Here is a 23,955-nt window from a genome sequence, read left to right as displayed (position 1 = left end):
GTAGCGCCCCTGCATTGCGGTCCGTCAATATTTGCTTGAGGACGGTGGCATGCAAGGGCTGAAGCGGTCGTAGAATACGTAAGCCCTCATTCCCCCCTGGCAGTATCCATGTCGCCGTTGAATGCCTCTCAAATCGAAACCCTGCGTGAGCAGGGTTTTGTCATCGCCAAGCAGTTCCTGGCCCCTGAACGCCGCGTGGCCTTGCGCCAGCTTGCCGAAACGCAGCTGGCGCAGGCGCATTCACCGCTGGAATACGAAGCCGACCTGCGCTATCCGGGCGCGCCGGTTTCGCGCAACGCGGAGGGCGGCGGCACGGTGCGGCGCCTGCTCGATGCCTATGCGCGCGACCCGGCTTATGCGGCCTGGGCCACGGACCCGGCCGTGGCGGCGTCCCTGCAAGCCTATTTCGGTGAGTCCGTCGTGCTGTCGCGCGCGCATCACAACTGCGTCATGACCAAGCATCCGCGCTACGGCAGCCTGACCGGCTGGCATCGCGACATCCGCTATTGGTCCTTCGACAAGGAAGACCTGGTTTCCACGTGGCTGGCCCTGGGCGCGGAAACCGCCTACAACGGCGCGCTGTGGCTGGTACCCGGTTCGCATGCGATGAGCCTGGCGCCGGAACGCTTCGACGAGGCGCAATTCCTGCGCGAGGACCTGCCGGAAAACCAGGCCCTGATCGCCCAGGCCATCTCGCCCGAGCTGGAGCCGGGCGACGTGCTGTTCTTCCACTGCCGCACGCTGCATGCGGCGGGACGCAACCAGAGCGATGCGGTGAAGCTGTCGGTGGTGCATACCTATCACGCCGCCAACACGCGGCCGCGCCCGGGCACCCGTTCGGCGTCCAAGCCTGAAGTGGCGCTAGGATAAAAAAATCGTGAAACCTAAGTCCTGGCGCACGGTCATACCTGCTGGCCAGACCTCAGGACGACACGATGAATTCAGCCTCCATTCAGAAGATGGGCGGCGCCGCGCTGCCGCGTGACAAGGCACACGGGACCTGGGCCTTGATCCGGCCCTTCTGGTTTTCCGAACAACGGCACCGCGCGCGCGCCATGCTGGCGCTGGTGGTGCTGCTGAATCTTGCCATCGTCTACGTCAACGTTCGCATCAATAGCTGGTTCGCCGCCTTCTACGACGCGATCGAAAAGCACGATTTCCCCGCATTCAAGCATCTGCTGCTGGTATTCACGGTGCTGGCGGTGTTCTTCATCCTGATGTCCACCGCGCAGATCTATGTACGCCAAGGGCTGGAGTTCCGCTGGCGCCAGTGGCTGACCGATGTCTATATGGCGCGGTGGCTGCGCAGCGATACCTACTACCGCCTGGAGCGCGATCACACGCTGGATAACCCGGACCAGCGGATCGCCGAGGACTTGCGCAGCCTGGCATCCAACTCGCTGGCCTTGTCGCTGGACCTGCTGTCGACGGTGGTCACCTTCTTTTCCTTCGTCACCATCCTGTGGGTGCTGTCCGGGACGTTGAGTTTCACGCTGTTCGGCCATGGCGCGAGCATCCCCGGCTATATGGTGTGGGTGGCCATCGTGTATGCCGTGGTGGGGTCGTGGGTCATCCAGAAGGTCAGCGGCGGGCTGATCGGCGTCAACTACCGGCAACAGCGGGTGGAAGCGGATTTTCGCGTGCTGCTGGTGCGCCTGCGCCAGAACGCCGAGCAGATCGCGTTCTACGACGGCGGCAATATCGAAGGGGCGCGCGCACGCGTGGCCTTCGGCGCGATCCGTGCCAACTGGCGCGAAGTCATGCGCTACACCAAGCGCCTGATGCTGGCCAGTTCCATCTACGCCCAGGCGGCGCTGATTTTTCCCTTGATGGCGGCGGCGCCGCGCTACTTCGCGGGCGCATTCACCATCGGCGTGCTGATGCGGCTGAGCGATGCCTTCGGCCAGGTGAGCACGGCCTGTTCGTGGTTCATCAACAGCTACTCGACGCTGGCCGATTGGCGCGCCACGGTGAATCGTCTGCGCGAATTCAGCCGGCGCCTGGACGAGCCCGAGGCCAGCGCCTTGCGCTTGTCCACTGGCGCCGAGGTGCGCGCGGCCGCACTGGAAGTCAGCCGGCCGGACGGCCGCCCCCTGGCGGTGCCGACGGACTTCACCATCCAGCCGGGCGAACGTTGGCTGGTGCGCGGGCCGTCCGGCAGCGGCAAGAGCACGCTGCTGCGGACGCTGGCGGGCTTGTGGCCCTATGCCGGCGGCGAGGTGACCATGCCGCGCAATGAGGCGGGGGCGGCAGGGCAGGCGCGGCTGGCCTTGTTCCTGCCGCAGGTCAGCTACGTGCCCGACGGTGACCTGAAGGATGCGCTGTGCTATCCGGACGACCCGCAGAACCATGACGACGCCGATTGCGCGCGCGTCTTGCGCGACTGCCACCTGGAGGAATACGTGGACCAGCTGCACGCGCGCGAAGCGTGGAGCCTGCGCCTGTCGCCGGGCGAGAAGCAGCGCCTGTCGTTCGCGCGCGCCTTGCTGCTGAAGCCGGCTTTCCTGTTCCTGGACGAAGCCACTTCCTCGCTGGATGGCGATACGGAAAGCGCCCTGTATGAAGCGCTGGTGCGCCAGTTGCCGCACAGCGCCATCATCAGCGTGGCGCACAGGGATACGGTGGCGCGTTTCCATACGCGTGAATTGCGGGTGGGACCACGGGCCGGATTGGGCAACCTGACGGGGATGGCGCACGCGGCGGCGTAAAAGGCGCGTTTGTGGATTAGCGCACAAAATCGGCCGCAAGGGCCTGGGCAAGGAACGGCGAGCGGGGATGACGCTACTCAGCTACGTTATCCAAAACAACGACGACGTCAGGCAAAAGAAGAAACTCGGGGCAGCGTGACAACGGTTGCTAAACTCGATTGCCGCGTCTACACGCCCATGCCCATGAACCTGCCAGGCTTTGATCAATCGATTCCCGTCGCCGTCTTCTGGCGCGAGATCTTCCCGGCCATGCTGTTGGTACTGGCCTTCGCCGTGGTGCTGTCGCTGGCCTATGTGCAATTGCGCCGCGAGGTATCGCGCCGGCGCGCCGCCGAATTGCGCCTGGAGGCGGCGCGCGACCTGGCCGACAGCGCGTCGCTGGCCAAGGCGTCGTTTTTCGCCACCATGAGCCACGAAATCCGCACGCCGCTCAGCGGCATCATCGGCATGCTGGATTTGTTGCGGCGCGGCGCGATGGACGACGACCAGCGCCAGATGTTGACGGCGGTGGATACGGCCGCCAATGCCTTGCTGCAGATCCTCGATGACGTGCTGGATTTTTCCAAGGCCGAAGCGAATCGCATGAGCCTGGAATCGGTGCCGGTCGACCTGCGCGCCATCGTGCATAGCGTCGTCATGGTGATCGGCGAACCGGCGCGGCGCCGTGGCGTGCGCACCTTGCTGCGCGTGGACGCCAACGTGAGCGGCGCAGTGCAGGGCGATCCTCTGCGCATCCGGCAGATCCTGTCCAATCTCGTGAGTAACGCGGCCAAGTTCACGCACCAGGGGCAGGTCACGCTGGCGGTATCGGTGGACCGTAGCGATGCCGACGCCCAATGGCTGCGCTTCAGCGTCAGCGATACCGGCATCGGCATTGCGCATGACAGGCTGGCGCAGGTCATGGCGCCGTATCGGCAGGCCGATGGGGCCACCAGCCGGCGCTACGGCGGCTCGGGCCTGGGCTTGTCGGTAAGCAACCGCCTGGCCAATTTGATGGGCGGCAGCATTACCTTGAACAGCATGCCTGGCCACGGCACCACGGCGACCTTCGCCTGCCGCTTCGTGGTGACGGCGGGACCGCCGCAGCCGGCCGTCACGCTGGACCTGGACATCGATAGCGTGACCAATCGGGTGGACAGGACGCCGCCGCGGTTTCAGGTGGTGGCCTCGCGGGTGCGTACGAATGCCCGAGTGCATGCCAGCCTGGAGGCGGGCGGCGCGGTGTCGCGGTTGCAGGGCTCGGCCGTGGCGGTGCCGGGTGGCGCTGTTGGCGGTGGTGGCGCGGACGTCGCCGACGCTGGCAGTGAGACCGGTCGTGGTGTGTCGGTGGGTGCAGGCGTCGCAGGCGTTGCCGGGGCTGCGGGGGCGGTGGCAGCCGGTGGGATCCCGGCTGGGCCGCTGCGCATCCTGGTGGTGGACGATCATGCCATCAACCGCGAGGTGGTGCGGCGCCAGTTGATGACGCTGGGCTTCGTCTGCGATGTGAAGGAAGACGCGCCATCGGCCCTGGATGCCTTGCGGGTGGGCACCTATGCGCTGTTGCTGACCGATTGCCAGATGCCGCCGATGAATGGCGGCGAGCTGGCGCGCGCCTGGCGCGAAATCGAAACCGCGCGCGGTGCGACGCAGCGCCTGCCCATCGTGGCCATGACCGCGACGGCCGAACGGGCGGTGCCCGCGGCAGCCCTCTGCGAGGCGATCGACGATTGCCTGTACAAGCCGATCAAGCTGGATGCCCTGCGCGATATGCTGGCTCAGTGGTTGCCCGAACCCAGCGCCAGCGATGACGTGGCCGCCAGTAGCGACATCGCTACCGCCGCCACCGCCGCCGCCGCCGTGGCGGACGACGCCATGGCCATGGCGCCGCTGCATGGCCTGGATCTGGACGGCTTGCAGGCGCAGTTCGGCGATAACTTGATGGCACGTCGCTTCGCCCTGCAATCCGTGCAGCTGCTACGTGACGACCTGGCGCAGGCACGGGGGCCTTTGTGCGCCGGCTTCTACGGCCAGGTGGCGCGCTGGCTGCACCGCAGCGTGGGCGCCTTGAGCATGTTGGGACACTGGCCCGTGATCACCACTGGCAGCCAGTTGGAAAAGGCCCTGCAGCAGGCTGCCGCCGAGTCCGACGATACGGTCGACCGCGCCGAACTGCTATCCCGCCTGACCACGGTGCTGCGTGAGTTCGAAGCGACATTGCGGGAAATCGAAAGCGAGTTGGAGGAAGCGCGGTCGTAGAAGCCGGCTGTATAAGCTGGCCGTATAAACCCGCCTTGGTACTGCGCCTGTGCAGCCTCACAACCAGCTGGTATCGCCCCAGGGACTGAGCAGCCCGGTCACTGACGCCACCGATCCGTCGGGCAAGCGCACGGCGGAACCGGTGAGTTCCACCTCGTGGTACTCATTGTCGGCGCAGCGTAGCCACAAGCGCATGCGGCGCGCGGCGTCCGGCGTGCCGGTGCTTTGCACCCAGGCCCACAGCCTGTCCCTGTCGTCCTCGTGCACATAGGACAGCCACTGTTCGACTGTCGTGTCCGGCTGGCAGGCCGGTCCGTAGGCCGAAGGGAAATCGCCCAGCCAGGTCACCTTCTGCGAATCCGGGAAGAATTCCCAGGCCAGATGATGGCCGGTGCGCAGTGCCGCCTGCAGTTGCTGCTTCCAGGCCACGGCTTCGCGCGCCGCGCGTTCCCGGTCGGCGCTGAGCGCGCCCAGCAGCAGGCTCAGCAACGCCGCCGCGCCCAGGAAGCCTTGTATCGCCACCAAGGGCACGCCGTCCATCCCACCGTAAGGACCCAGCCCGCTGAGGGTATACGAACCGCTGACGATGGCCAGGCCGGTGACCACCAGTGTGCAGCCTGCCTGGCCCCAGGCCACCGCCACGAAGGCCAGGAACACCAGCGGTGCATAGGTGAGATCCGCGGCAGGGCGGCCTTGCCACAGCCAGTCCGACCACTGTTTGTTGAACACCAGCGTGGTGCCGATCAACAGGGCGAAGGCAGCCACCAGCCCCAGCCACAGATTGCGCAGGTCCTGTTCGATGATGGACTGACTGCGCCAGTTCGACCAGGCCACGATCAGCGGCGTGGTGATCAGGCAGCCGACGAAGGCGGCCTGGGTCCAGATATACCAGTGATGCGTATCGATGTCGTGATTGACCGCGTGCAGTCCCTGCGCCACCACGCCGCCTCCCACCACGGTGGCCACGGCCAGTGGCAGGATGAACCACAGCACGCTGCCGACACGCGCCAGACTGCGCCGGTCGGTGGTGCGCCAGCGCCAGAGCGCGGCGACCGTGCCACACAGCAGCAGGTCTCCCAGTGCGAAAACGATGGCGGCGGCGGCGCTGCGCTGTGCCACCACGATGCCGCTGGCGATGTGCAGCGTGGCGGCCAGCGCCATCCAGCCCGGCCAACGCCGGCGGCAACTGAGCATCAGCGCGGCAAGCAGCAGGCCGGCGGGCGGCCACAGCAGGGTGGACATCGTCACTGCATCGCGTTGGCGCATGCACAGCACGGCCAGCAGCCCATAGGCGAGCGTAAAAGCGAAGCGGAGAAAAAAAGCGTTGCGCGCCACGTTATTGGATATTGATGTCACGTGGACGAAGATCGTCAGGGAAAAAAGCAAGATACCGAAGCGATGCCTGTATGGCAAGCTTCATCGCGAAGCAATGCAGGAATCCAAAACGCCAGGCGTAAAAGCACCAAGGAGTTCACGCCGGCCCCAGTCATACACGCCACAGGCAACGACATCCGGCATCTACGCCGACTTGCGACGTTCACGGATCACGAGGTCGTGCGCGTCGTGGGTCACCATCCACAGGATGCCATCGTGGAAACCTGGAGAATCACGGCGGTGATGCTAAGGTTCACGTTCGCCGCCCCATCCGAGGAATACATGGATTCGATCCGCTTCGACCGCCCAGCCAGGGATGCCCACCCGCTGTGGCATCGTCTTGGCCGTGCCGTCGCCACGCCGCTGCTGGGGATGGCCATCCTGGGCAGCGCTTGCGTATGGCCCCTGGCGCGGCCCGCGCAGGCAGCGTCCTTCCCGGCGGCCGAAGCACGCAATGGCATGGTGGTCAGTTCGCAGGCCCTGGCCGCGCGGGTAGGCGTCGATATCCTCAAGCAGGGCGGTAACGCCGTCGATGCCGCCGTCGCGGTGGGGTATGCGGAAGCGGTGGTCAATCCCTGCTGCGGCAATATCGGCGGCGGCGGGTTCATGACGCTGCATCTGGCCGACGGGCGTGACCGCTTCATCAACTTCCGCGAGATGGCGCCGGCACGGGCGCGTCCGGACATGTACCAGGATGCGCAGGGAGAACTGATCCCGAACGCCAGCCTGCTCGGTTATGGCGCCGTCGGCGTGCCGGGGACCGTGCTGGGCCTGGATACCGCGCACCAGCAGTATGGCCGGCTGACGCGTTCGCAGGTGATGGCGCCGGCCATCGCGCTGGCGCGTGACGGCTTCGTGCTTACGCGCGCGGATACCGACTTGCTGGACCTGGGGGTGAAGTATTTCCGCAAGGACGCGGAGGCGGCGCGTATCTTCCTGCGGCCCGACGGCAGCGCGTTGCAACCGGGCGATCGTCTGGTGCAGGCGGATCTGGCGCGCACGCTGCAGGCGATCGCGGAGCAGGGGCCGGACGCCTTTTACCAGGGCCGCATTCCGGCGGCGGTCGAAGCCGCGGCGCGGGCCGGCGGCGGCGTAATCAGTGCGGCGGATTTCGCCGCGTATCGCGTGACCGAGACGCAGCCGCTGCGTTGCACCTATCGCGGCTTCGTCTTCCTGTCCGCACCGCCGCCCAGTTCCGGCGGCACCACGCTGTGCGAGATCCTGAACGTCTTGTCGGGCTACGACCTGCGCGCCATGGGCTTCGGTTCGGCGCAATCCGTCCACGTCATGGCCGAAGCGATGCGCCATGCGTACGTCGATCGCAATACGCTGCTGGGCGATCCCGCTTTCGTCGACAATCCCCTGGCGGACCTGCTCAGCCCCGCGCATGCGGCACGCATCCGGGCACGCATCGAAAGCGATCGCGCAACGCCGTCCGGCGAAGTGCAACCGGGGCAGGGCGCGGTGCAGGATTTCGTGCCCAACGAAAAGCCTGAGACCACCCATTACTCCGTGATCGACAAGGATGGCAACGCGGTGTCCACCACCTACACCATCAACGGCCGCTTCGGTGCAACCGTGATCGCGCCGGGCACGGGCTTCTTTCTCAATGACGAGATGGACGACTTCACCACCAAGGTGGGCGCCCGCAATATGTATGGACTGGTGCAAGGCGAACGCAACGCCATCGCGCCGGGCAAGCGCCCGCTATCGTCCATGGCGCCCACGGTGGTGACCTGGCAGGGCAAGACTTATATGGTGCTCGGGTCGCCGGGGGGATCACGCATCATCACCATCATTCTGGAGACCGCGCTCAACATCATCGATCACGGCATGGCCCCGCAGCAGGCAGTGGATGCGCCGCGCGTGCATCACCAGTGGCTGCCCGATGAGCTCTACTACGAGGCCTACGGCCTGTCGCCGGACACCCTGGCCCTGCTGCGCGGCATGGGCTACAAACTGGTCGAACAGACGCCCTGGGGGGCGACCGCGCTGATACTGGTGGGCCTGCCGGGCTTGAGCCGCGCGCCGGCCGCGAGTTCGGGCAACGATGCCGCCGTGTCGGGCACGGTACGCGAAGGCTACCTGTATGGCGCCAACGACGCCCGCCGTCCGGCGGGCGCGGCAATGGGCTATTGAGGGCGGCCCGCAACGCCGACCGCCAGATCCTGGCCGGTCGGCCGCAACGCCAGGATTCATTCCCGCGCTTCGGCGAGGGAATAAACTGAGGCAATTCGCCCGCCCCTCGGCGCGGCGATATCTACACGATCCGGAATATGGAAGACATCCACGCACTCTCTCGTCGCATCGACGAACTCGAAATCAAGGCATCGTTCGCGGACGATACGCTTGAGCAGCTCAATCAGGTCATCTTGCGCCAACAGCGCCAGATCGACGTCCTGGCGCGGCAACTGGCCGACATGCGGCAACAGGTGGACCAGGCCGGCAGCGGCATCAGCCAGGCCACGCTGCGAGAGGAAATTCCGCCCCATTATTAAGGTTTCAGAAGGGCTTTGCGTGTACGATTCCTGGCACGGCGGCAGCGCCGATCCTACATAACAGCACAACATCAGGTGGACAGAGCGTGGATCTCGAACTCAAAGGCAAAGTAGCCGTCGTTACCGGCGGCAGCAAGGGCATCGGCCATGCCGTGGCGCAGGCCTATCTGGCGGAAGGCGTCAGCGTGGCCATCATCGCGCGCGGCCAGCCCGGACTGGACGCGGCCCTGGCCCAATTGGCGCCGCATGCGCAACATGGCGCCCGCGTCATCGCCATCGCCGCCGACCTGACCGACGCCGCCCAGGCCGAGCGCGCCGTTGCCCAGGCCGAAGCCGACCTGGGTCCCATCGAGATCCTCGTCAACAGTGCCGGCGCCGCGCGCCGCTACGATCCCGACACGCTGGACGCGGAAAAGTGGCAGGCCGCGATGAACGCCAAATTCTTTCCCTACGTCTACACGCAGGACGCCGTGCTCAAGCGCATGCGCACCCGCCAGCGCGGCAGCGTGGTGAACATCATCGGCAACGGCGGCAAGCAGCCGTCCGTGACCCACGTGGCGGGCGGTTCCGCCAACGCGGCGCTGATGCTGTCCACCATCGGCCTGGCCCAGCATTACGTGAAGCATGGCATCCGCATCAACGCCATCAATCCCGGACCGACGTACACCGGCCGTGTGGATCAGGCCTTGGAGGTGGAATCCAAGCGCCTGGGCATCAGCAAGGACCAGGCCTTGCAGGACGGCCAGTCGCGCATTCCCATGGGCCGCTACGGCAAGCCGGAAGAAGTGGCCGACGTCACGCTGTTCCTTACCAGCGCGCGCGCCAGCTACGTGGTCGGCGTCGTGGTGCCCATGAATGGCGGCGTCACGCCGACCATGTAAACCGCGTGCGCGGTATCGCGGGGGTGGCCAGACAGCTGCCGTAACGATGGATTGAGCCGATGGATTTGCGCGGCGCGGGCTTGCCAGCCGTGCCGCGCAGCAGCTTTCAGGCTGCAGCCATCACTCTGCAATATCGATGCACAGATACTTCAACTCCACGTACTCTTCCAGCCCGTGGCGCGAGCCCTCGCGTCCCAGGCCGGACTGCTTGACGCCGCCGAAGGGCCCGACCTCATTGGAAATGAGGCCGGTGTTGATGCCGACGATGCCGTATTCCAGGCCTTCGGACACGCGCCATACACGGGCGTTGTCGCGGGTGAAGAAGTAGGCGGCCAGGCCGAAGATGGTGTCGTTGGCCATGGCCAGGGCCTCTTCCTCGGTGCGGAAGCGGAATAGCGGCGCCACCGGGCCGAACGTTTCCTCCTGCGCGAAACGCATGGACTGCGTGACGTCGCGGACCACGGTGGGCTGGAAGAACGTACCGCCCAAGGCATGCGGCTCGCCTCCCGTGATCACGCGCGCGCCGTGCTTGGTGGCGTCGTCGATGTGCTCGCGCACCTTGGCGACGGCGTGCTCGTCGATGAGGGGCCCTTGCGTGACGCCATTTTCGAAACCGTCGCCGACCTTGAAGCCTTGCACCTTCTTCACCAGCCGAGCGGCCAGTTCGTCGTAGATGCCGTCCTGCACGTAGATGCGGTTGGCGCACACGCAGGTCTGGCCGGCATTGCGGAATTTCGAGGCGATGATGCCGTCGACGGCCTTGTCCAGGTCGGCGTCGTCGAACACCAGGAAAGGCGCATTACCGCCCAGTTCCAGCGACAGCTTCTTGATGGTGGGCGCGCATTGCGCCATCAGCTTGCGGCCCACTTCGGTGGAGCCGGTGAAGCTGAGCTTGCGCACGGTCTCGCTTTCGCACAGCGCCGCGCCGATGTCGCTGGAGCTGCCGGTGATGACATGGATGACCCCCGCCGGCACGCCCGCTTCCTCGGCCAGCACGGCCAGGGCCAGGGCTGTCAGGGGCGTCTGCTGGGCGGGCTTGACGATCATGGTGCAGCCGGCCGCCAGCGCGGGACCCAGCTTGCGCGTGATCATCGCGGCGGGGAAATTCCACGGCGTGATGGCGGCGCACACGCCGATCGGCTGCTTCAACACCATCATGCGCTGGCCACCCTTGGGGCTTTGCAGCACTTCGCCGTCCATGCGCTTGGCTTCTTCGCCGAACCATTCCAGGAACGAGGCGGCGTAGGCGATTTCGCCCGCCGCTTCGGTGACCGGCTTGCCCTGTTCCGACGTCATGATGGTGGCCAGGTCCTGCTGGTGCTGCATCATCAGCTGGGCCCATTTCAGCAGCACGGCGGCCCGTTCCTTGGCCGGCCTGGCGGCCCAGCCGGGCAGGGCGGCGCGGGCGCGCTCGATGGCATGTTCGGTCTCGGCGCGGCCCAGCTTGGGCACGGCGACGATGGTCGCGCCGGTGGCGGGATTGGTGACGGGGATACTGGGGCCGCTGCCCGCGCTGTGCCACTTGCCATCGATATAGCAGGCGTCGCGCAGGAGGTCGGGGCGTTGCAGCTTCTGGGTCAAGGATACGGTCACGGTGCTCTCCTCAGGTATGCACCGGACTATCGTAAGCGGATTGGGCGCGGGACCCAAATCCGCTATTCGGACTGCGCTTCAGGGCGTCATGGTCCGGTGCTGCCTGCGTTGGCGCCGCCGGGCACGGGGGCGCCAGGCGCCTCGTTGCTGGCGACGGCGGGCGCGTTTTCCCAGTCGCCGCCCAGCGCCTTGATCAGGAAGACCGAGACCAGCATGCGTTGGCCGGCCAATTGGGCCGCCTGGCGTTCCGTGTTCAGCACCGCCTGCTGTGCCGTGATGACGTCCAGGTAGGTGGTGGCGCCGCCCGAATAGCGCGACGTGGCCATGTCCAGCACCTTGCGGCTGTCGGCCACGGCAGTCTGCGCCTGCGCGCTGGCGCGTTCCAGCGCCGCCAGGCCGCTGATGCCGTCCTGCACCTCCTGCATGGCAATCAGCACCACACGGCGGTAATTCGCCGCGGTGGCCTGGTAACCGGCGCGCGCGAAGTCGACGTTGGCGCTGATGCGGCCGCCGTCGAAGATCGTCTGCGCCATCGACACGCCCAGGTTCCACAAGGTGCTGGGGCCATCGAACAGGGTGCCCAGCAGGCGGCTGTCGACGCCGTAGCCGGCGCCGATCGTGAAGCTGGGATAGAAGGCCGCGCGCGCCACGCCGATCTGCGCATTGGCCGACGCCATGGCGCGTTCCGCCGCCGCCACGTCGGGACGGCGCTCCAGCACGTCGGACGGCACACCCAGCGGCACGGCAGGCGGCGTCATATTGCGGACGTCGGGCGCCAGTTCGAACTGCGGCGCGGGCGTACCGGTCAGGCTGGCGATGGCATGTTCGTACTGCGCGCGCTGGCGCGCCAGGATGTCGATCTGGGTCAGCGTGTTGTCCAGCAGGGCTTGCTGCTGCGCCACTTCCAGGCCCGACGCCGCGCCGCCGTCATAGCGCGCGGTGATCAATTCCAGCGCGCGCCGCTGCAGGCCGACGGAGCGGCGCACCACGTCGATCTCGTTGTCCATCGCGCGCAGGTTGACGTAGTTGGACGCCAGTTCGGCGGTCAGCACCAGGCGCGCGTTGCGCAGGTCCGCCTCGGATTGCTCTGAATTCGCGCGCGCCGCCGCCAACGAATTCGCCACGCGGCCGAACAGGTCCACCTCGTAGTTGGTGTTGAACGACAGTGTGTAGTCGTTCTGCACGGTCTCGTACAGCGGCGCGTCGTAGTTGGTCAGCGGACGGTTGGCGGATATCTTCAGGCGCTGCACCCGGGCATTGGTGCCTATGGTGGGGAACAGGCCAGCCGTGGCCGCGGTGGCCTGCGCGCGCGCCTGTGCCAGGCGGGCGCTGGCCACTTCCAGGTTGGGGTTGGCGGCCAGCAGCTTGTCCTGCAGCGCGTTCAGCGTGGGATCCTGGTAGCGCAGCCACCATGCGCCCTTGGGCATGTCGTCGCGCGGGGCGGCCGCGCGCCAGGGCGCTTCCAGCTTCCAGCTGACCGGCACGTCGGGCGGCGGCTTGTGATATTCCGGCGCCATGCTGCAGGCGGACAGCAGCAATACACCCAGACCCGCCAGCGGCAGCAACCTCATTTGTCCTGGCCCCGGGCAGGGGCGGCCGCGTCTTTCCTGGAAGCCGCTTCAGAAGCCGTTCCAGAAGCCGTCCCAGAAGCCGTCCCGGCAGCCTGCGCCGGCGCCTTCGTCGCCACGGACACCACATCGCCGTTGGCCAGCGAGTCGGCCGGATTCAGCACCACGCGGTCGGTCGCCGCCACGCCTTGCGGCACTTCCACCGTCTGCCCATAGTTGCGGCCCACCGTGACCTTGCGCAGACTGACCTTGCCGGCCTCGTCGACCACCGCCACCAGCGCGCCTTCCTTGCGGAACATCAGCGCATTGGCCGGCAGCACCAGTGCGTCGCCCGGCGGCAGTTGCAGGTCCACCTGCACATACGCGCCCGGCAACAGCTGCCTGTCCGCGTTCGGCAGGGCGATCTCCACTTGCATGGTGCGGGTGGCGAGATCGATGGAGGCCCCCGTACGGGCGATCACACCGTTGAAATTCTGTCCCGGCAGTTCGGACTGGGTCACCACCACGTGCTGGCCCGGCTTGATGCGCTGGGCGTAGCTCTGCGGCACGTTCAGGTACACGCGCAGCGGGTCGGTCTGCGACAGCACGAACAGCGGCCGCCCGCTGCCGGCGTCGATCAGGTCGCCGACGTCGACGTTGCGGCGCGTGAGCACGCCGGCGAAGGGCGCCACGATGCGCTTGAAGCCTTCCAGTTGGCGCAGGCGCTGTTCATTGGCCTGCGCCGCTGCGTAATTGGCGCGCGCCTGTGCGGCGGCACCGCGTTTCTCGTCCAGGTCCTGCTGCGAAACCACATCCTTCTGGCGCAGCGCTTCCCAGCGCGACTGCGTGCTGCGCGCCAGTTCCATGGCGGCGGCGGCCTGTTCGCGCGCGGCCACGGCCTGCGACAGCTGCTGGTCGATTTCCGGGGTTTCGATCTCGGCCAGCAGATCGCCTTTCTCGACGCGGCTGCCGATGTCCTTGGTCCACGTCTTCAAATAGCCGCTGGCGCGCGCCGACAGCGGCGATTGCACATAGCCCTGCAGCGTGCCCGGCAGGGTCAGCGTCTGGCCCTTTTCCGGCGTCGACGGCGTGGCGGTCTGTACGTATTGGATGGCGCGTTCCGCGGTGCCTTCGCGCAGCTCGCTGCCGGTCTGCACGCGCGCGATGATGGTGCGGGCGGCGCCCAGTACCAGCAGCACCATCACCCCCAGCGTCAGCCAACGCAGGCGGCGCACGATACGGTCGCGCGAGGGCAGGTCGGCGCCGCCGGGTTCGCTGCTCAGGGGATGAATCCCTAGCGCGTGATGTCTTTCTTCCGACATGGATCAGGTCTCCTGCCGCGCGGGGTCGGGCGTAATGGGATCGGTATGGGGTGGGCCGCGCCGCGCTGCCCGTCTGGCGGCGCGCTGGGCCAGTCGGGAGTGCACGCCGGCATAGACCACCGGCACGAAGAACAGCGTGGATACGGTGGCGAACAGCAGGCCGCCGATGACGGCACGGCCCAGCGGTGCGTTCTGCTCGGCGCCTTCGCCCAGGCCCAGGGCCATGGGAATCATGCCGATGATCATGGCCAGCGCGGTCATCAGCACCGGGCGGATACGGGTGGCGCCGGCTTCCAGCGCGGAGGCCAGGACAGTGGCGCCTTCCTCGCGCCGCTGGCGCGCGAAGGACACCATCAGGATGGAGTTGGCGGTGGCCACGCCCATGGTCATGATGGCGCCGGTCAACGCCGGCACGCTTAGCGTGGTGCCGGTAATGAACAGCATCCAGGCGATGCCGGCCAGGGCCGCGGGCAGGGCGCTGATGATGATCAGCGCATCGATCCAGGACTGGAAGTTCACCACCACCAGCAGGTACACCAGCACGATGGCCATGGCCAGGCCCACGATCAGGCCCGTGAAGGACGACTGCATGGTCTGCACCTGGCCGCGGATGGTCACCTGGCTGCCGCGTGGCAGCTTGGCGCGCAGCGCGTCGACCTGGCGTTCCACCTGGTTGGCGACGCTGGCCAGGTCGGTGCCCTGCACGCTGATGTAGACGTCGATGGCCGGCAGGATGTTGTAGCGCGACATGACCGCCGGCTGCCGCGTCTGCGAGGCTTCGACCAGGTTGCCCAGCAGCTGGGTGCTGCCGCCCGGCGTGCCGGCCCCGGTGCCGCCCGTGGCCCCGGATGCCCCAGGAGCCCCCACGGGCAGGTTCAGCAGCCGATCCAGCGAGTCGATGTTGTATTGCGGCGTCTGGGTGGTGACGTTGTAGACCACGCCGTTCTGCGGGTTGAGCCAGAAGGCGGGCGAGGTCTGCGAACTGCCGGACAGGGCGATCAGCACGTTCTGGCCGACGTTGGCCGGGCTCAGGCCCATCTGCTGCAGGCGCGAGCGGTCCATTTCCAGGTTGACGGTGGGCAGGTCCAGGCGCTGGTGTACGTGCGCGTCCACGGCGCCGGGGATGTTGCGCACCGCTTTCACCAGTTCGGCCGCCAGTTCCGCATTGGCGGTGTAGTTCTGGCCGGTGAACTGCACGTTGATGGCGGCCGGCAGGCCGAAGTTCAGGATCTGCGTGACGATGTCGGCCGGCTGGAAGAAGAACTCCACGCCGGGGAACTGGCGCGGCAGGTCCATGCGCAGCATCGAGATGAACTTCTCGGTGGGCTCATGGCCTTCGCGCAGGGAAATCAGGATCTCGCCATCCAGGGTGCTGAAGGTGCCGGCGTTGCTGTAGGACAGGTTGATACCGCTGTTCGGCACGCCGAGGTTGTCGAGGATGGTCTCCAATTGCTCGGCGGGTATCAGGGTGCGGATATGGCGTTCGACCTCGTCGGCCAGCCGCGCGGTCTCTTCGATGCGGGTGCCGGTGGGCGCGCGCATGTGCAGGCGCAACTGGCCGGCGTCCACGGTGGGGAAGAAGTCGCGGCCCAGGAAGGGGTAGAGGGCGCAGGACAGCAGGCTGAAGCCGAGAAAGGCCAGGGCGAAAGCCTTGCGCCGCGACAGCTGCGCCGACAGGGCCAGGGTATAGGAGCGGCGCAGCCGTTCGAAGCGGCGGTCGAAGGCGCGATACACCCGTTGCAGCAGGCTGTTGCTGCCGGCGTTGTCGTGATGGCCGGCCATGAGCAGCATCACCAGGGTCGGCACGAGGGTGCGCGACAGGATATAGGACGCGATCATGGCGTAGACCACCGCCTCGGCCAGTGGCACGAACAGGAAGCGCGCCACGCCGGACAGGAAGAACATCGGCACGAACACGATACAGATGCACAGCGTGGACACCAGCGCCGCCGTGCCGATTTCATTGGCGCCGGTAAGGATGGCTTCCTTCAATTCGGTGCCGAGGTGCAGGTGGCGTTCGATGTTCTCGATGGTGACGATGGCCTGGTCCACCAGGATGCCCACGGACAGCGCCAGGCCCCCCAGCGTCATCAGGTTCAGTGTCTCGCCGGTGATCTGCAGCACCAGGATGGACGCCAGGATGGACAGCGGAATCGTCAGGCCGATGATCAGCGTGCTGCGCCAGTTGCCCAGGAACAGCAGCACCATGGCGGCGGTCAGGGCGGCGGCGATCAGCGCTTCCAGCACCACGCCTTTGACGGCGGCCTTCACGAAGACCGACTGGTCGAACAGCGGCGTCACCTTGACGTCGGAAGGCAGCAGCTGGACCGCGCGCGGCAGCATCTCGCGCAGGTTGTTGACGATGTCCACCGTGGAGGCGCCGCCGTTCTTCAGCACCGACAGCAGCACGCCACGCGCGCCGTCCTGGCGCACCACATTGGTCTGCGGCGTGAAGCCGTCGCGCACATAGGCGACGTCGCGCAGATAGGTCGTGCCGCCGCCCGGGATGGAACGCACCGGCAGGTTGTTCATGCCCGCCAGGGTGACCGGCGAACTGTTCATCTTGATCGAGTATTCGGTCTCGCCGAATTTCGCCGTGCCCGACGGCAGGATCAGGTTCTGCGCGTTGATGGTATTGACCACGTCCGCGGAAGACAGCCCGCGCGCCTGCAGGGCCTGCAAGTCCAGGTCCACCGAGATCACGCGCGTCTTGCCGCCATAGGCAGCCGGCACCGCCACGCCGGGGATGGTGACCAGCTGCGGCCGCAACTGGTTCATGGCGACGTCGTAGAGCGTCTGTTCGGGCAGGGTGGGACTGGACAGGCCCAGCTGGATGACGGGGATGCTGGAGGCGGAATACTTGATCACCAGCGGCGGCGTGATGCCGGGCGGCAACTGGCGCACCTGGGTCTGTTCGGCCGCCACCACCTGGGCGATGGCCGTCTGGATGTTGGCGGTGGGCTGGAAGAAAATCTTGATGACGGTGATGCCCGCCAGCGAGGTCGATTCTATGTGTTCGATATCGCTGACCGTGGTGGTCAGGCCGCGCTCGTTGGACGCGGCGATGCGCAATCCCATTTCCTGCGCGGACAGGCCGTTATAGGTCCAGATGACGCTGACCACCGGAATATTGATTTCCGGGAAGATGTCGGTCGCCATGCGCATCAGCGCGAACGGCGTTGCCAACAGGATCAGCAAGGCCATGACGATGAAGGTGTAGGGGCGGCGCAATGCCAGTTGAACGGCTGACACGGCTCACATCTTCCAGGACGAGGGGGACAGCAGCTTCATGATGGGCGGCCCGGGCAGGGCGATTCAGCAAATGGGCCTTCGCAGCACTCCGCGCCCCGGCGTCTGGAGGGACAGGCACAGGGGCGGGGAGGTATACGAAAAGTAACAAGTATTCTTAGGGATGTTCAGGATTCGCGCAAGCAGGGCAAACGCTATATCGGTATACCGTTGGATGCTGGTAACGGTGTAAAGATCAGGCCAAAGGATGTAGAGGGGGCGGATGCTGCGTTGCGGAAAATCCCTGGGGCCATGCTGGGTTAAGCTCTCGCCTCGTTCTTGTTTGCATCGCCTAACACCATGCCGCTTCCCTCCAATACCTTTATTGCAACCGTTGAAGACATGCGCCGCGTGGCGCGCCGCCGCGTTCCCCGCATGTTCTACGACTACGCCGATTCAGGTTCATGGACGGAGTCGACTTATCGCGCCAACGAAGAGGACCTGCAGAAGATCCGCTTCCGCCAGCGGGTGGCGCGCAATATGGAGAACCGCACGCTGGCCACTACCATGGTGGGGCAGTCCGCTGCCATGCCGGTGGCCCTGGCGCCGACCGGCCTGACCGGGATGCAGCATGCCGATGGGGAAATCCTGGCGGCGCAGGCGGCCGAGGCCTTCGGCGTGCCGTTCACACTGTCGACCATGAGCATCTGCTCGATCGAGGACGTGGCGGCGCATACCACCGCGCCGTTCTGGTTCCAGCTGTACGTCATGCGGGACCGGGATTTCATCGAACGCCTGATCGACCGTGCCAAGGCCGCCAAATGTTCGGCCCTGGTGTTGACGTTGGACCTGCAGATCCTGGGCCAGCGCCACAAGGACCTGCGCAATGGCCTGAGCGCGCCGCCGCGGATGACGCTGGGCAATTTGATGAACCTGGCCACCAAGCCGGCCTGGTGCTGGAACATGCTGCGCACGCAGCGCCGCACCTTCCGCAACATCGCCGGCCATGCCAAGGGCGTGACGGATCTGTCGTCGCTGGGCGCGTGGACGGCGGAGCAGTTCGATCCCACCTTGAGCTGGGACGACGTGGAGTGGATCAAGAAGCGTTGGGGCGGCAAGCTGATCCTCAAGGGCATCCTGGATCCGGAAGACGCGCGCCATGCGGTGGACACCGGGGCGGATGCGCTGATCGTCAGCAACCATGGCGGGCGTCAGCTGGATGGCGCGGTGTCTTCGGTGGCCATGCTGCCGCAGGTGGTGGATGCCGTCGGCAAGGACATCGAGGTGTGGATGGATGGCGGCATCCGGTCCGGACAGGACATCCTGCGCGCCGTCGCCCTGGGCGCCCGTGGCGTGATGATAGGACGGCCTTTCCTGTATGGCCTGGGCGCGGGTGGCCGGGAAGGGGTGACCAAGGTGCTGGAGATCCTGGCCAGGGAACTGGACGTCACCATGGCGCTGTGCGGGTATCGCGATATCCATCAGATCGATCGCGACGTGCTGGTGGCCGGGACGTATTGAAGGCGGGTTCGGGCTTGCCTGTTTTCAGGCGGGAATGCACAGAAGAAATTCAAGGCCCCCCAGGGGGCCTTGCTTTTTGGGCTGGGGCCCCGTTGCGCCTGTAGCGCATCAGAGGCTCCAGGAAAGATCCAAGGCCCCCAAAGGGGCCCTGGTTAATAAGACGGCGCCTGGCGCGCTGCCATCAGCCCTTGCTTTTGAGGCAGGTGCTCATGAACGTCTTGCGGGCGTCACCGCTGAGAGACTTGGTGGCGGCCTCGGCGTTGCAGTCCTTCATGCGTTGCTGTTGCGGCGTCAGGGTCTTGCCGGTTTCGGCGGGCTTGTCGCCTTTCAGGCAGGCGGCGACGCCGGCTTTGTAGGCTTCGCCCGTCTTGCCCTTGTTGGCGGTGCTGCAATCCGACATGCGCTTTTGCTGCGGGGTCAGGGCCTTGCCGTTGCTGGGCGTGGCCGGCGCCGGCGTGGTCTGCGCCCAGACCGGTGCGCTGCAGCTGACGGCCAACAGAACGGCCGCGAACATTTGGCTGGAACGGTTCTTCATCTGGCTTGCTCCTTGCTCCGTGTGGCGACGGTTTGGCGCAACCAGGGCGCAGCGCCCGGTTCCGGCGATTCTTGCATAAGGTTATTGCTTATGACATCGGGGGGAGTCCGCATATCTTGCAAAAGGATGTTGCCGCCCGACGGCTCGGCCGCGCGTCCCGCGTCCCCGCTACGCGCCACTGCCAGGAAAACCCTGCCGTCATTCATTGCCTGCGGTTGGGTGGCAGCCGGTCATACCCATATGCCGGATATTTAGTTGTTGCGGCGCGGGCCACGGCCTAGGATCTTGCCCAGTACTCACTCCGTGCCGGCCTTGCTTCAGGCGCCGGCGGTATCCGTGGCAAAACATCAATGACCGTACTCGCGCTGGCTGGCAGTCCTTCCCTTACTTCCCGTTCCTCCGCCTTATTGCACCGTGCCGCCGCCCTGTTGGGCGAACGCGGCCTGGCCGTCAGCACGCTGGGCCTGCGTGACCTGCCGGCCGAAGACCTGATCGAAGGCCATTACGCGGGCCCCGCCGCGGCGGCCTTGCGCGCTCGCGTGCATGCATCCAGCGCGCTGCTGATCGCCACGCCGGTCTACAAGGCGTCGTTTTCCGGCGGGCTGAAGGCCGTGCTGGATCTTCTGGATGAAAAGGCCCTGGCCGGCAAGGTGGTGCTGCCGCTTGCCACCGGCGGCAGCCTGGCCCATCTGCTGGCGCTGGAATACACCCTCAAGCCGGTGCTGTCAGCCTTGGGCGCGCGCCACATCCTGGCCAGCGTGTTCGCCACTGAACATCAGGTGCGGCTGACGGACGACGGCGCCGCGATTCTTGACGACGAGCTGAATCAGCGGCTGCACAGTGGTGTCGAACAGCTGGCCCGCCATGTCGCGCCGGCGCCGAGCGAACGCTATGACCTGGGCCAACTGCTGACCCAGGCGCGCTTCAGTATCTAGCCCTTTTCCCTTCGAGGAGCATTCCCGCATGGCCATTCAATCCATCAACGCCCGTAACCAGTTTCGCGGCAAGATCAAGGAAATCATCATCGGGTCCGTCGTGTCGGAGGTGGATATCGAGACGCCCGCCGGCATCGTCACGTCGGTCATCACCACCCGTTCCGTGCACGAACTGGATCTGCAGGTGGGCACGGAAGTCCTGGCCTTCGTGAAGGCGACGGAAGTGTCGGTGGCCAAGCTGTAAGGGTGGAGGGGGGCACGGCTGCATTCGTTGCGGATGTGCTACGCGTTGCGGTGCCGGCCGCCCCCCAGGCGGCCGCGCCACAAGATCGCAAACGCCTGCACGCGCTTCAGTGCCTCTCAGCCTTGCGAGGACTTGCCATCCACGTGGCCCAGGTCGCGGTCCGGATCGATCTGGTCGCGCACCCGCTGCTTCAAGGTCTTCACATCCGGAAAGCCGCCATCGCGCTTGCGATCCCATAGCAGGACGTCGTTGCAGTGGATCTGGAAGATGCCGCCGGTGCCGGGCAACAGCGCCACTTCGCCCAGGTCCGTCGAGAACGTCGACAGCAGCTCCTGCGCCATCCAGGCGGAACGCAACAGCCATTGGCATTGCGTGCAGTAGGTAATCGCGATGCGCACCGAAGCGCGCGCGCCGGGTTCCAGGGTGACCGCCGGCTGCGGCGGAACAAGAAAATCAGGATTGTTCATTATCAGGCTCCAGGGGGTCTGGACAGGGCTTGTGCGGCGGCTCGCGCGGGGTCTTGCCTCGGGTCTTGCCTCGGGTCTTGCGCAGCATCCTGCATGAGCGCTCGCACCAGCGCCTGTGCGTACTGCGGCAGGCTGTCCCAGTTGCGTACGCACAGCATCAGCTGGCGATCGGCCCACGCGTCGGTGAGTTCCAGTATAAGGACGCGCGCGCCCCGCCGGCGCAAGGCCGCGGGCCGGGGCAGCACGGCCACGCCCACACCCTGGACCACCATGCGAGCCATCGCGTCATAGTTGTTGACTCGCACGCGCACCCGCAGCCGCTGGCCGGCGCGCGCGGCCTGGTCGTCCAGGTAGGCGGCGATCGCACTGGCTTGCGCCAGGCCCACATGGTTGTGCGCCAGCGTATCGGCGAAGTCGGCACGCTTCGTCCCTGCCAGAGGGTGATCGGCCGGCACCATCAGCACCAGGCGATCGCGGCGGAAAGGAAAGGTCTCCAGCCCTTGCAGCGATACCGCATCGGAAACGATGCCGACGTCGGCGCTGCCCGCGTGCAGCTCGGGCACGATGCGATGGCTGGCGCGCTCCTCCAGATCGACGTCGATGTTCGGGTGGCCGCACAGGAACGCGCCCAAGGGCTCCGGCAGGTATTCGCTGATGGCCGCGGTGTTGCACAGCAGGCGCACGCGGCCGCGCAGGCCGCCGGCATAATCGCTCAGGTCGTCCTGCATGCGATCGACCTGCTGCAGCACGCCGCGGGCGTGATAGGCCAGCGCCTGGCCCGCCGGCGTGGGCGTCACGCCACGGCGGCCGCGCGCCAGCAGCGGCGTGCCCAGCGAGTCTTCCAGCGCGCGCAGGCGGGCGCTGGCCGACGCCAGGGCCAGATGCGCACGCGCGGCGCCGGCGGTGATGCTGCCGGCATCGACGGTATGCAGGAACAGGCGCAGGTCGGTCAGGTCGAAGTGCATTGGGGGATGAAGGATTCCAGCCTTCGTCCTTGCCGAAGGCTGGCTCAGTGTAATCCGCATTTCCATCAGGCGGCGCGCAAGGCATCATGGCAACCCATGATGAACACCATTCTCGATTTCTACCGCGACGGCGGCACCACGCTCATCCTGCTGGTCGTGGCCAGTTTTCTGATCGCCGGCATGGTCAAGGGAGGGATCGGCCTGGGCCTGCCCACCGTGTCGATCGGCCTGCTCAGCGTCGCCATGGCACCGGCGCAGGCGGCGGCGCTGCTGATCATCCCGTCCATGGTCACGAACGTGTGGCAGTTGGCGATCGGCGGCCGGTTTCTCTATCTGCTGCGACGGCTGTGGCCCATGCTGGTCGCGGTCTGTGTCGGCACCTGGGTGGCGGGCGCGTGGCTGGCGGGACGCGCCACCGGGTGGGCCGGCCACGCGCTGGGCGCGGCCCTGGTGCTCTATGCGGTGATCGGCTTGTCGGCGGTGCGCCTGTCGGTGCCGCCGCGTATGCAAGGCTGGCTGGGTCCGGTGGTGGGCGCGACCACCGGCGTGGTGACCTCGGCGACCGGCGTCTTCGTCATCCCGGCCGTGCCCTATCTGCAGGCCCTGGGGCTGGAAAGGAATGAACTGGTGCAGGCCATGGGCCTGGCCTTCACCGCCTCGACCATCGCGCTGGCGGGCGATCTGATGAATAACGGCGCTCTGAGCGGGCGTGAAGCCTGGGCTTCCTTGCTGGCCCTGGTGCCGGCGCTGTTGGGCATGTGGTTCGGGCAATGGCTGCGCCAGCGTGTCAGCGCGCCTACTTTCCGGCGCGTGTTCTTCGTCGGCCTGGGTGCCCTGGGCGTGCATCTGCTGGTGGCGGGCTAAGAGATTCAATCCGACGGACGTTCAGCTTACGCGGCCCACTGGGTCGCCTTCAGATGCCGCCGCATCAACGCCACGGCCCATTCCTGGTCGCCGGCTTCCATGGCGTCCAGGATGTCCAGATGCTCGCGCACATAGCGATCCAGCTCGGTGACCGGATAGCTGCTGGGGTGGGCGTCCATCTGCCGTAGCTGGTTCTGCTGCTGGACCGCCTGCAGGATGAAGCGGTTGCCCGAGCAGCGCGCCAGCATTTCATGGAACATGCTGTTCAGCGTGAAGAACTCATGGCTGTCGATGGGCTGCTCGGGATCCGCCAGCAGCGCCTCGTGCCGTTCGCGGATATCCTGGAACGCACGCGGGTCCACGGTAAAAGCGGTGTCCTGCAGGCCGGCGCATTCGATCATCATGCGAAAACGGTAGCTTTCCTTGCGCACGTCGTCATCGGCCAGCGAGGCCGGAAAACGCCAACCGTGGCCCTGGCGTTTTTCCAGGACCCCTTCGGAGGCCATGCGCAGCAGGGTTTTCATCAGCGTGCTGCGCGGCACGCCGTAGCGCTGCAGCAGGTCGCTGTCGGTGAAGCTGTCCTCCAGCAGGCGGTAGCTGCGATCCGCCACCAGGCGCCGGTAGAGATCGTCGCTGGTCAACGGCGCGCCGTCCGGTGTGCCCTCGGTGTCGTCGAGCTGGGCGCGGCGCGCCACGTAGTAGCCGCTATTGGGCTTGCAGCGTGCCAAGCCGTTTTCGGCCAGCAGGCGCAGGGCGCCGCGCACGGGCGTGCGCGACACCTCGTAGCGGTCGCTGAGGGCCTTTTCGGATAGATGGCTGTCGAGTTCGAAAACGCCGGCGGCGATGTCCTGGGCCAGGCGCTGGGCGAGTTCTCGTTGCAATCGGGTGATGCGCACGGGTTGCGCGTCGGCGCCTTCGCATGTATCCGCGGCGGCGCCGGTGGCTTTAACGACGGCGGGGCCGTCGGTCTTGATGGTCATGCGTTTGTCTATCTAGGGGTGACGGGCGGCGGGGGACCGCGTCGGCGGACTGTCCGAA

The 23,955-nt window shown here is 66.5% G+C and carries 19 protein-coding genes; 10 read left to right on the top strand and 9 right to left on the bottom strand.

Going from position 1 to position 23,955, the window contains the following annotated elements; translation table 11 throughout:
- The first annotated feature begins 108 nt into the window (after nt 1–108).
- From CEY05_RS03775 to CEY05_RS31950, 3 genes are all read left to right on the top strand, one after another.
- On the top strand, nt 109–870 hold the full coding sequence (locus CEY05_RS03775; RefSeq protein WP_088596027.1) for a phytanoyl-CoA dioxygenase family protein: 762 nt from the start codon (nt 109–111) through the stop codon (nt 868–870).
- Between the two features lie 65 nt (nt 871–935).
- The gene (locus CEY05_RS03770; protein ID WP_233161337.1) at nt 936–2,708 is read left to right on the top strand and encodes an ABC transporter ATP-binding protein/permease; all 1,773 of its coding nucleotides are present in this window, start codon (nt 936–938) and stop codon (nt 2,706–2,708) included.
- 135 nt (nt 2,709–2,843) lie between these two features.
- Nucleotides 2,844–4,943, top strand: coding sequence for a hybrid sensor histidine kinase/response regulator (locus CEY05_RS31950; RefSeq protein ID WP_143220273.1), 2,100 nt, complete (start codon nt 2,844–2,846; stop codon nt 4,941–4,943).
- 57 nt (nt 4,944–5,000) lie between these two features.
- On the opposite strand, the gene CEY05_RS03760 is transcribed toward CEY05_RS31950, so the two are convergent.
- The gene (locus tag CEY05_RS03760) at nt 5,001–6,299 is read right to left on the bottom strand and encodes an MASE1 domain-containing protein (protein ID WP_143220271.1); all 1,299 of its coding nucleotides are present in this window, start codon (nt 6,297–6,299) and stop codon (nt 5,001–5,003) included.
- A gap of 390 nt (nt 6,300–6,689) precedes the next feature.
- Here CEY05_RS03760 and ggt point away from each other — a divergent pair, with 390 nt between their 5' ends.
- The 3 genes from ggt to CEY05_RS03745 all read left to right on the top strand — a co-directional run bounded on the left by ggt (nt 6,690) and on the right by CEY05_RS03745 (nt 9,696).
- Nucleotides 6,690–8,456: a gamma-glutamyltransferase gene (gene ggt / locus CEY05_RS03755; protein ID WP_088596226.1), complete on the top strand. Its 1,767-nt coding sequence runs from the start codon at nt 6,690–6,692 to the stop codon at nt 8,454–8,456.
- Between the two features lie 137 nt (nt 8,457–8,593).
- A complete protein-coding gene (locus tag CEY05_RS03750) occupies nt 8,594–8,815 on the top strand; it encodes a SlyX family protein (RefSeq protein ID WP_088596023.1) in 222 nt (73 codons plus the stop codon).
- A gap of 86 nt (nt 8,816–8,901) precedes the next feature.
- Nucleotides 8,902–9,696, top strand: a complete 795-nt coding sequence (locus CEY05_RS03745) for an SDR family oxidoreductase (RefSeq protein ID WP_088596022.1) — start codon at nt 8,902–8,904, stop codon at nt 9,694–9,696.
- Nucleotides 9,697–9,816: 120 nt separating this feature from the next.
- Here the strand turns inward: CEY05_RS03745 and CEY05_RS03740 are convergent, their stop codons facing one another.
- The 4 genes from CEY05_RS03740 to CEY05_RS03725 all read right to left on the bottom strand — a co-directional run bounded on the left by CEY05_RS03740 (nt 9,817) and on the right by CEY05_RS03725 (nt 17,410).
- Nucleotides 9,817–11,277 (bottom strand): NAD-dependent succinate-semialdehyde dehydrogenase, encoded by a 1,461-nt coding sequence (locus CEY05_RS03740; RefSeq protein WP_088596225.1) that lies wholly within the window; start codon nt 11,275–11,277, stop codon nt 9,817–9,819.
- Nucleotides 11,278–11,375: 98 nt separating this feature from the next.
- Nucleotides 11,376–12,860 (bottom strand): efflux transporter outer membrane subunit, encoded by a 1,485-nt coding sequence (locus tag CEY05_RS03735; protein WP_088596021.1) that lies wholly within the window; start codon nt 12,858–12,860, stop codon nt 11,376–11,378.
- Nucleotides 12,857–14,158, bottom strand: a complete 1,302-nt coding sequence (locus CEY05_RS03730) for an efflux RND transporter periplasmic adaptor subunit (protein WP_088596020.1) — start codon at nt 14,156–14,158, stop codon at nt 12,857–12,859. Before CEY05_RS03730 ends, CEY05_RS03735 begins: the two co-directional genes overlap by 4 nt.
- A gap of 3 nt (nt 14,159–14,161) precedes the next feature.
- Complete coding sequence (locus CEY05_RS03725; RefSeq protein WP_088596019.1) at nt 14,162–17,410, bottom strand: efflux RND transporter permease subunit; 3,249 nt, start codon at nt 17,408–17,410, stop codon at nt 14,162–14,164.
- 336 nt (nt 17,411–17,746) lie between these two features.
- Here CEY05_RS03725 and CEY05_RS03720 point away from each other — a divergent pair, with 336 nt between their 5' ends.
- Nucleotides 17,747–18,907 carry an alpha-hydroxy acid oxidase gene (locus CEY05_RS03720; protein WP_088596018.1) on the top strand — a complete coding sequence of 387 codons (1,161 nt, stop codon included), beginning with the start codon at nt 17,747–17,749 and terminating at the stop codon, nt 18,905–18,907.
- Nucleotides 18,908–19,088: 181 nt separating this feature from the next.
- Here CEY05_RS03720 and CEY05_RS03715 read toward each other — a convergent pair whose 3' ends face one another.
- Nucleotides 19,089–19,442, bottom strand: a complete 354-nt coding sequence (locus CEY05_RS03715) for a PsiF family protein (protein WP_088596017.1) — start codon at nt 19,440–19,442, stop codon at nt 19,089–19,091.
- A 350-nt stretch (nt 19,443–19,792) separates the two neighbouring features.
- Between CEY05_RS03715 and ssuE the strand changes: the two genes are divergently transcribed.
- A complete protein-coding gene (gene ssuE, locus CEY05_RS03710; protein WP_088596016.1) occupies nt 19,793–20,377 on the top strand; it encodes an NADPH-dependent FMN reductase in 585 nt (194 codons plus the stop codon).
- Between the two features lie 28 nt (nt 20,378–20,405).
- Entirely contained in the window at nt 20,406–20,621 is a 216-nt protein-coding gene (locus tag CEY05_RS03705) for a molybdopterin-binding protein (RefSeq protein ID WP_088596015.1), read from the top strand.
- Between the two features lie 116 nt (nt 20,622–20,737).
- Here the strand turns inward: CEY05_RS03705 and CEY05_RS03700 are convergent, their stop codons facing one another.
- A complete protein-coding gene (locus CEY05_RS03700) occupies nt 20,738–21,088 on the bottom strand; it encodes a SelT/SelW/SelH family protein (RefSeq protein ID WP_088596014.1) in 351 nt (116 codons plus the stop codon).
- Nucleotides 21,089–21,090: 2 nt separating this feature from the next.
- A complete protein-coding gene (locus tag CEY05_RS03695; protein WP_088596013.1) occupies nt 21,091–22,053 on the bottom strand; it encodes a LysR substrate-binding domain-containing protein in 963 nt (320 codons plus the stop codon).
- A 99-nt stretch (nt 22,054–22,152) separates the two neighbouring features.
- Here CEY05_RS03695 and CEY05_RS03690 point away from each other — a divergent pair, with 99 nt between their 5' ends.
- Nucleotides 22,153–22,917 (top strand): sulfite exporter TauE/SafE family protein, encoded by a 765-nt coding sequence (locus CEY05_RS03690; RefSeq protein ID WP_088596012.1) that lies wholly within the window; start codon nt 22,153–22,155, stop codon nt 22,915–22,917.
- Nucleotides 22,918–22,943: 26 nt separating this feature from the next.
- Here CEY05_RS03690 and CEY05_RS03685 read toward each other — a convergent pair whose 3' ends face one another.
- The gene (locus CEY05_RS03685) at nt 22,944–23,897 is read right to left on the bottom strand and encodes a GntR family transcriptional regulator (RefSeq protein ID WP_088596011.1); all 954 of its coding nucleotides are present in this window, start codon (nt 23,895–23,897) and stop codon (nt 22,944–22,946) included.
- Between the last annotated feature and the right edge of the window lie 58 nt (nt 23,898–23,955).

Source organism: Achromobacter sp. HZ34 (assembly GCF_002209485.1).
Lineage (GTDB): Bacteria > Pseudomonadota > Gammaproteobacteria > Burkholderiales > Burkholderiaceae_B > Bordetella_C.
Note: the sequence above shows the minus strand (reverse complement) of the source record. Positions and strands in the feature narration are given on the sequence as shown.

What these genes read in the sequence shown, in the direction of transcription:
- CEY05_RS03775 (WP_088596027.1), top strand. Translation starts at nt 109, where the DNA reads ATGTCGCCGTTGAATGCCTCTCAAATCGAAACCCTGCGTGAGCAGGGT.
- CEY05_RS03770 (WP_233161337.1), top strand. Translation starts at nt 936, where the DNA reads ATGAATTCAGCCTCCATTCAGAAGATGGGCGGCGCCGCGCTGCCGCGT.
- ggt (WP_088596226.1), top strand. Translation starts at nt 6,690, where the DNA reads ATGGCCATCCTGGGCAGCGCTTGCGTATGGCCCCTGGCGCGGCCCGCG.
- CEY05_RS03750 (WP_088596023.1), top strand. Translation starts at nt 8,594, where the DNA reads ATGGAAGACATCCACGCACTCTCTCGTCGCATCGACGAACTCGAAATC.
- CEY05_RS03735 (WP_088596021.1), bottom strand. Translation starts at nt 12,860, where the DNA reads ATGAGGTTGCTGCCGCTGGCGGGTCTGGGTGTATTGCTGCTGTCCGCC.
- CEY05_RS03730 (WP_088596020.1), bottom strand. Translation starts at nt 14,158, where the DNA reads ATGTCGGAAGAAAGACATCACGCGCTAGGGATTCATCCCCTGAGCAGC.
- CEY05_RS03720 (WP_088596018.1), top strand. Translation starts at nt 17,747, where the DNA reads ATGCCGCTTCCCTCCAATACCTTTATTGCAACCGTTGAAGACATGCGC.
- CEY05_RS03715 (WP_088596017.1), bottom strand. Translation starts at nt 19,442, where the DNA reads ATGAAGAACCGTTCCAGCCAAATGTTCGCGGCCGTTCTGTTGGCCGTC.
- ssuE (WP_088596016.1), top strand. Translation starts at nt 19,793, where the DNA reads ATGACCGTACTCGCGCTGGCTGGCAGTCCTTCCCTTACTTCCCGTTCC.
- CEY05_RS03705 (WP_088596015.1), top strand. Translation starts at nt 20,406, where the DNA reads ATGGCCATTCAATCCATCAACGCCCGTAACCAGTTTCGCGGCAAGATC.
- CEY05_RS03700 (WP_088596014.1), bottom strand. Translation starts at nt 21,088, where the DNA reads ATGAACAATCCTGATTTTCTTGTTCCGCCGCAGCCGGCGGTCACCCTG.
- CEY05_RS03695 (WP_088596013.1), bottom strand. Translation starts at nt 22,053, where the DNA reads ATGCACTTCGACCTGACCGACCTGCGCCTGTTCCTGCATACCGTCGAT.
- CEY05_RS03690 (WP_088596012.1), top strand. Translation starts at nt 22,153, where the DNA reads ATGAACACCATTCTCGATTTCTACCGCGACGGCGGCACCACGCTCATC.
- CEY05_RS03685 (WP_088596011.1), bottom strand. Translation starts at nt 23,897, where the DNA reads ATGACCATCAAGACCGACGGCCCCGCCGTCGTTAAAGCCACCGGCGCC.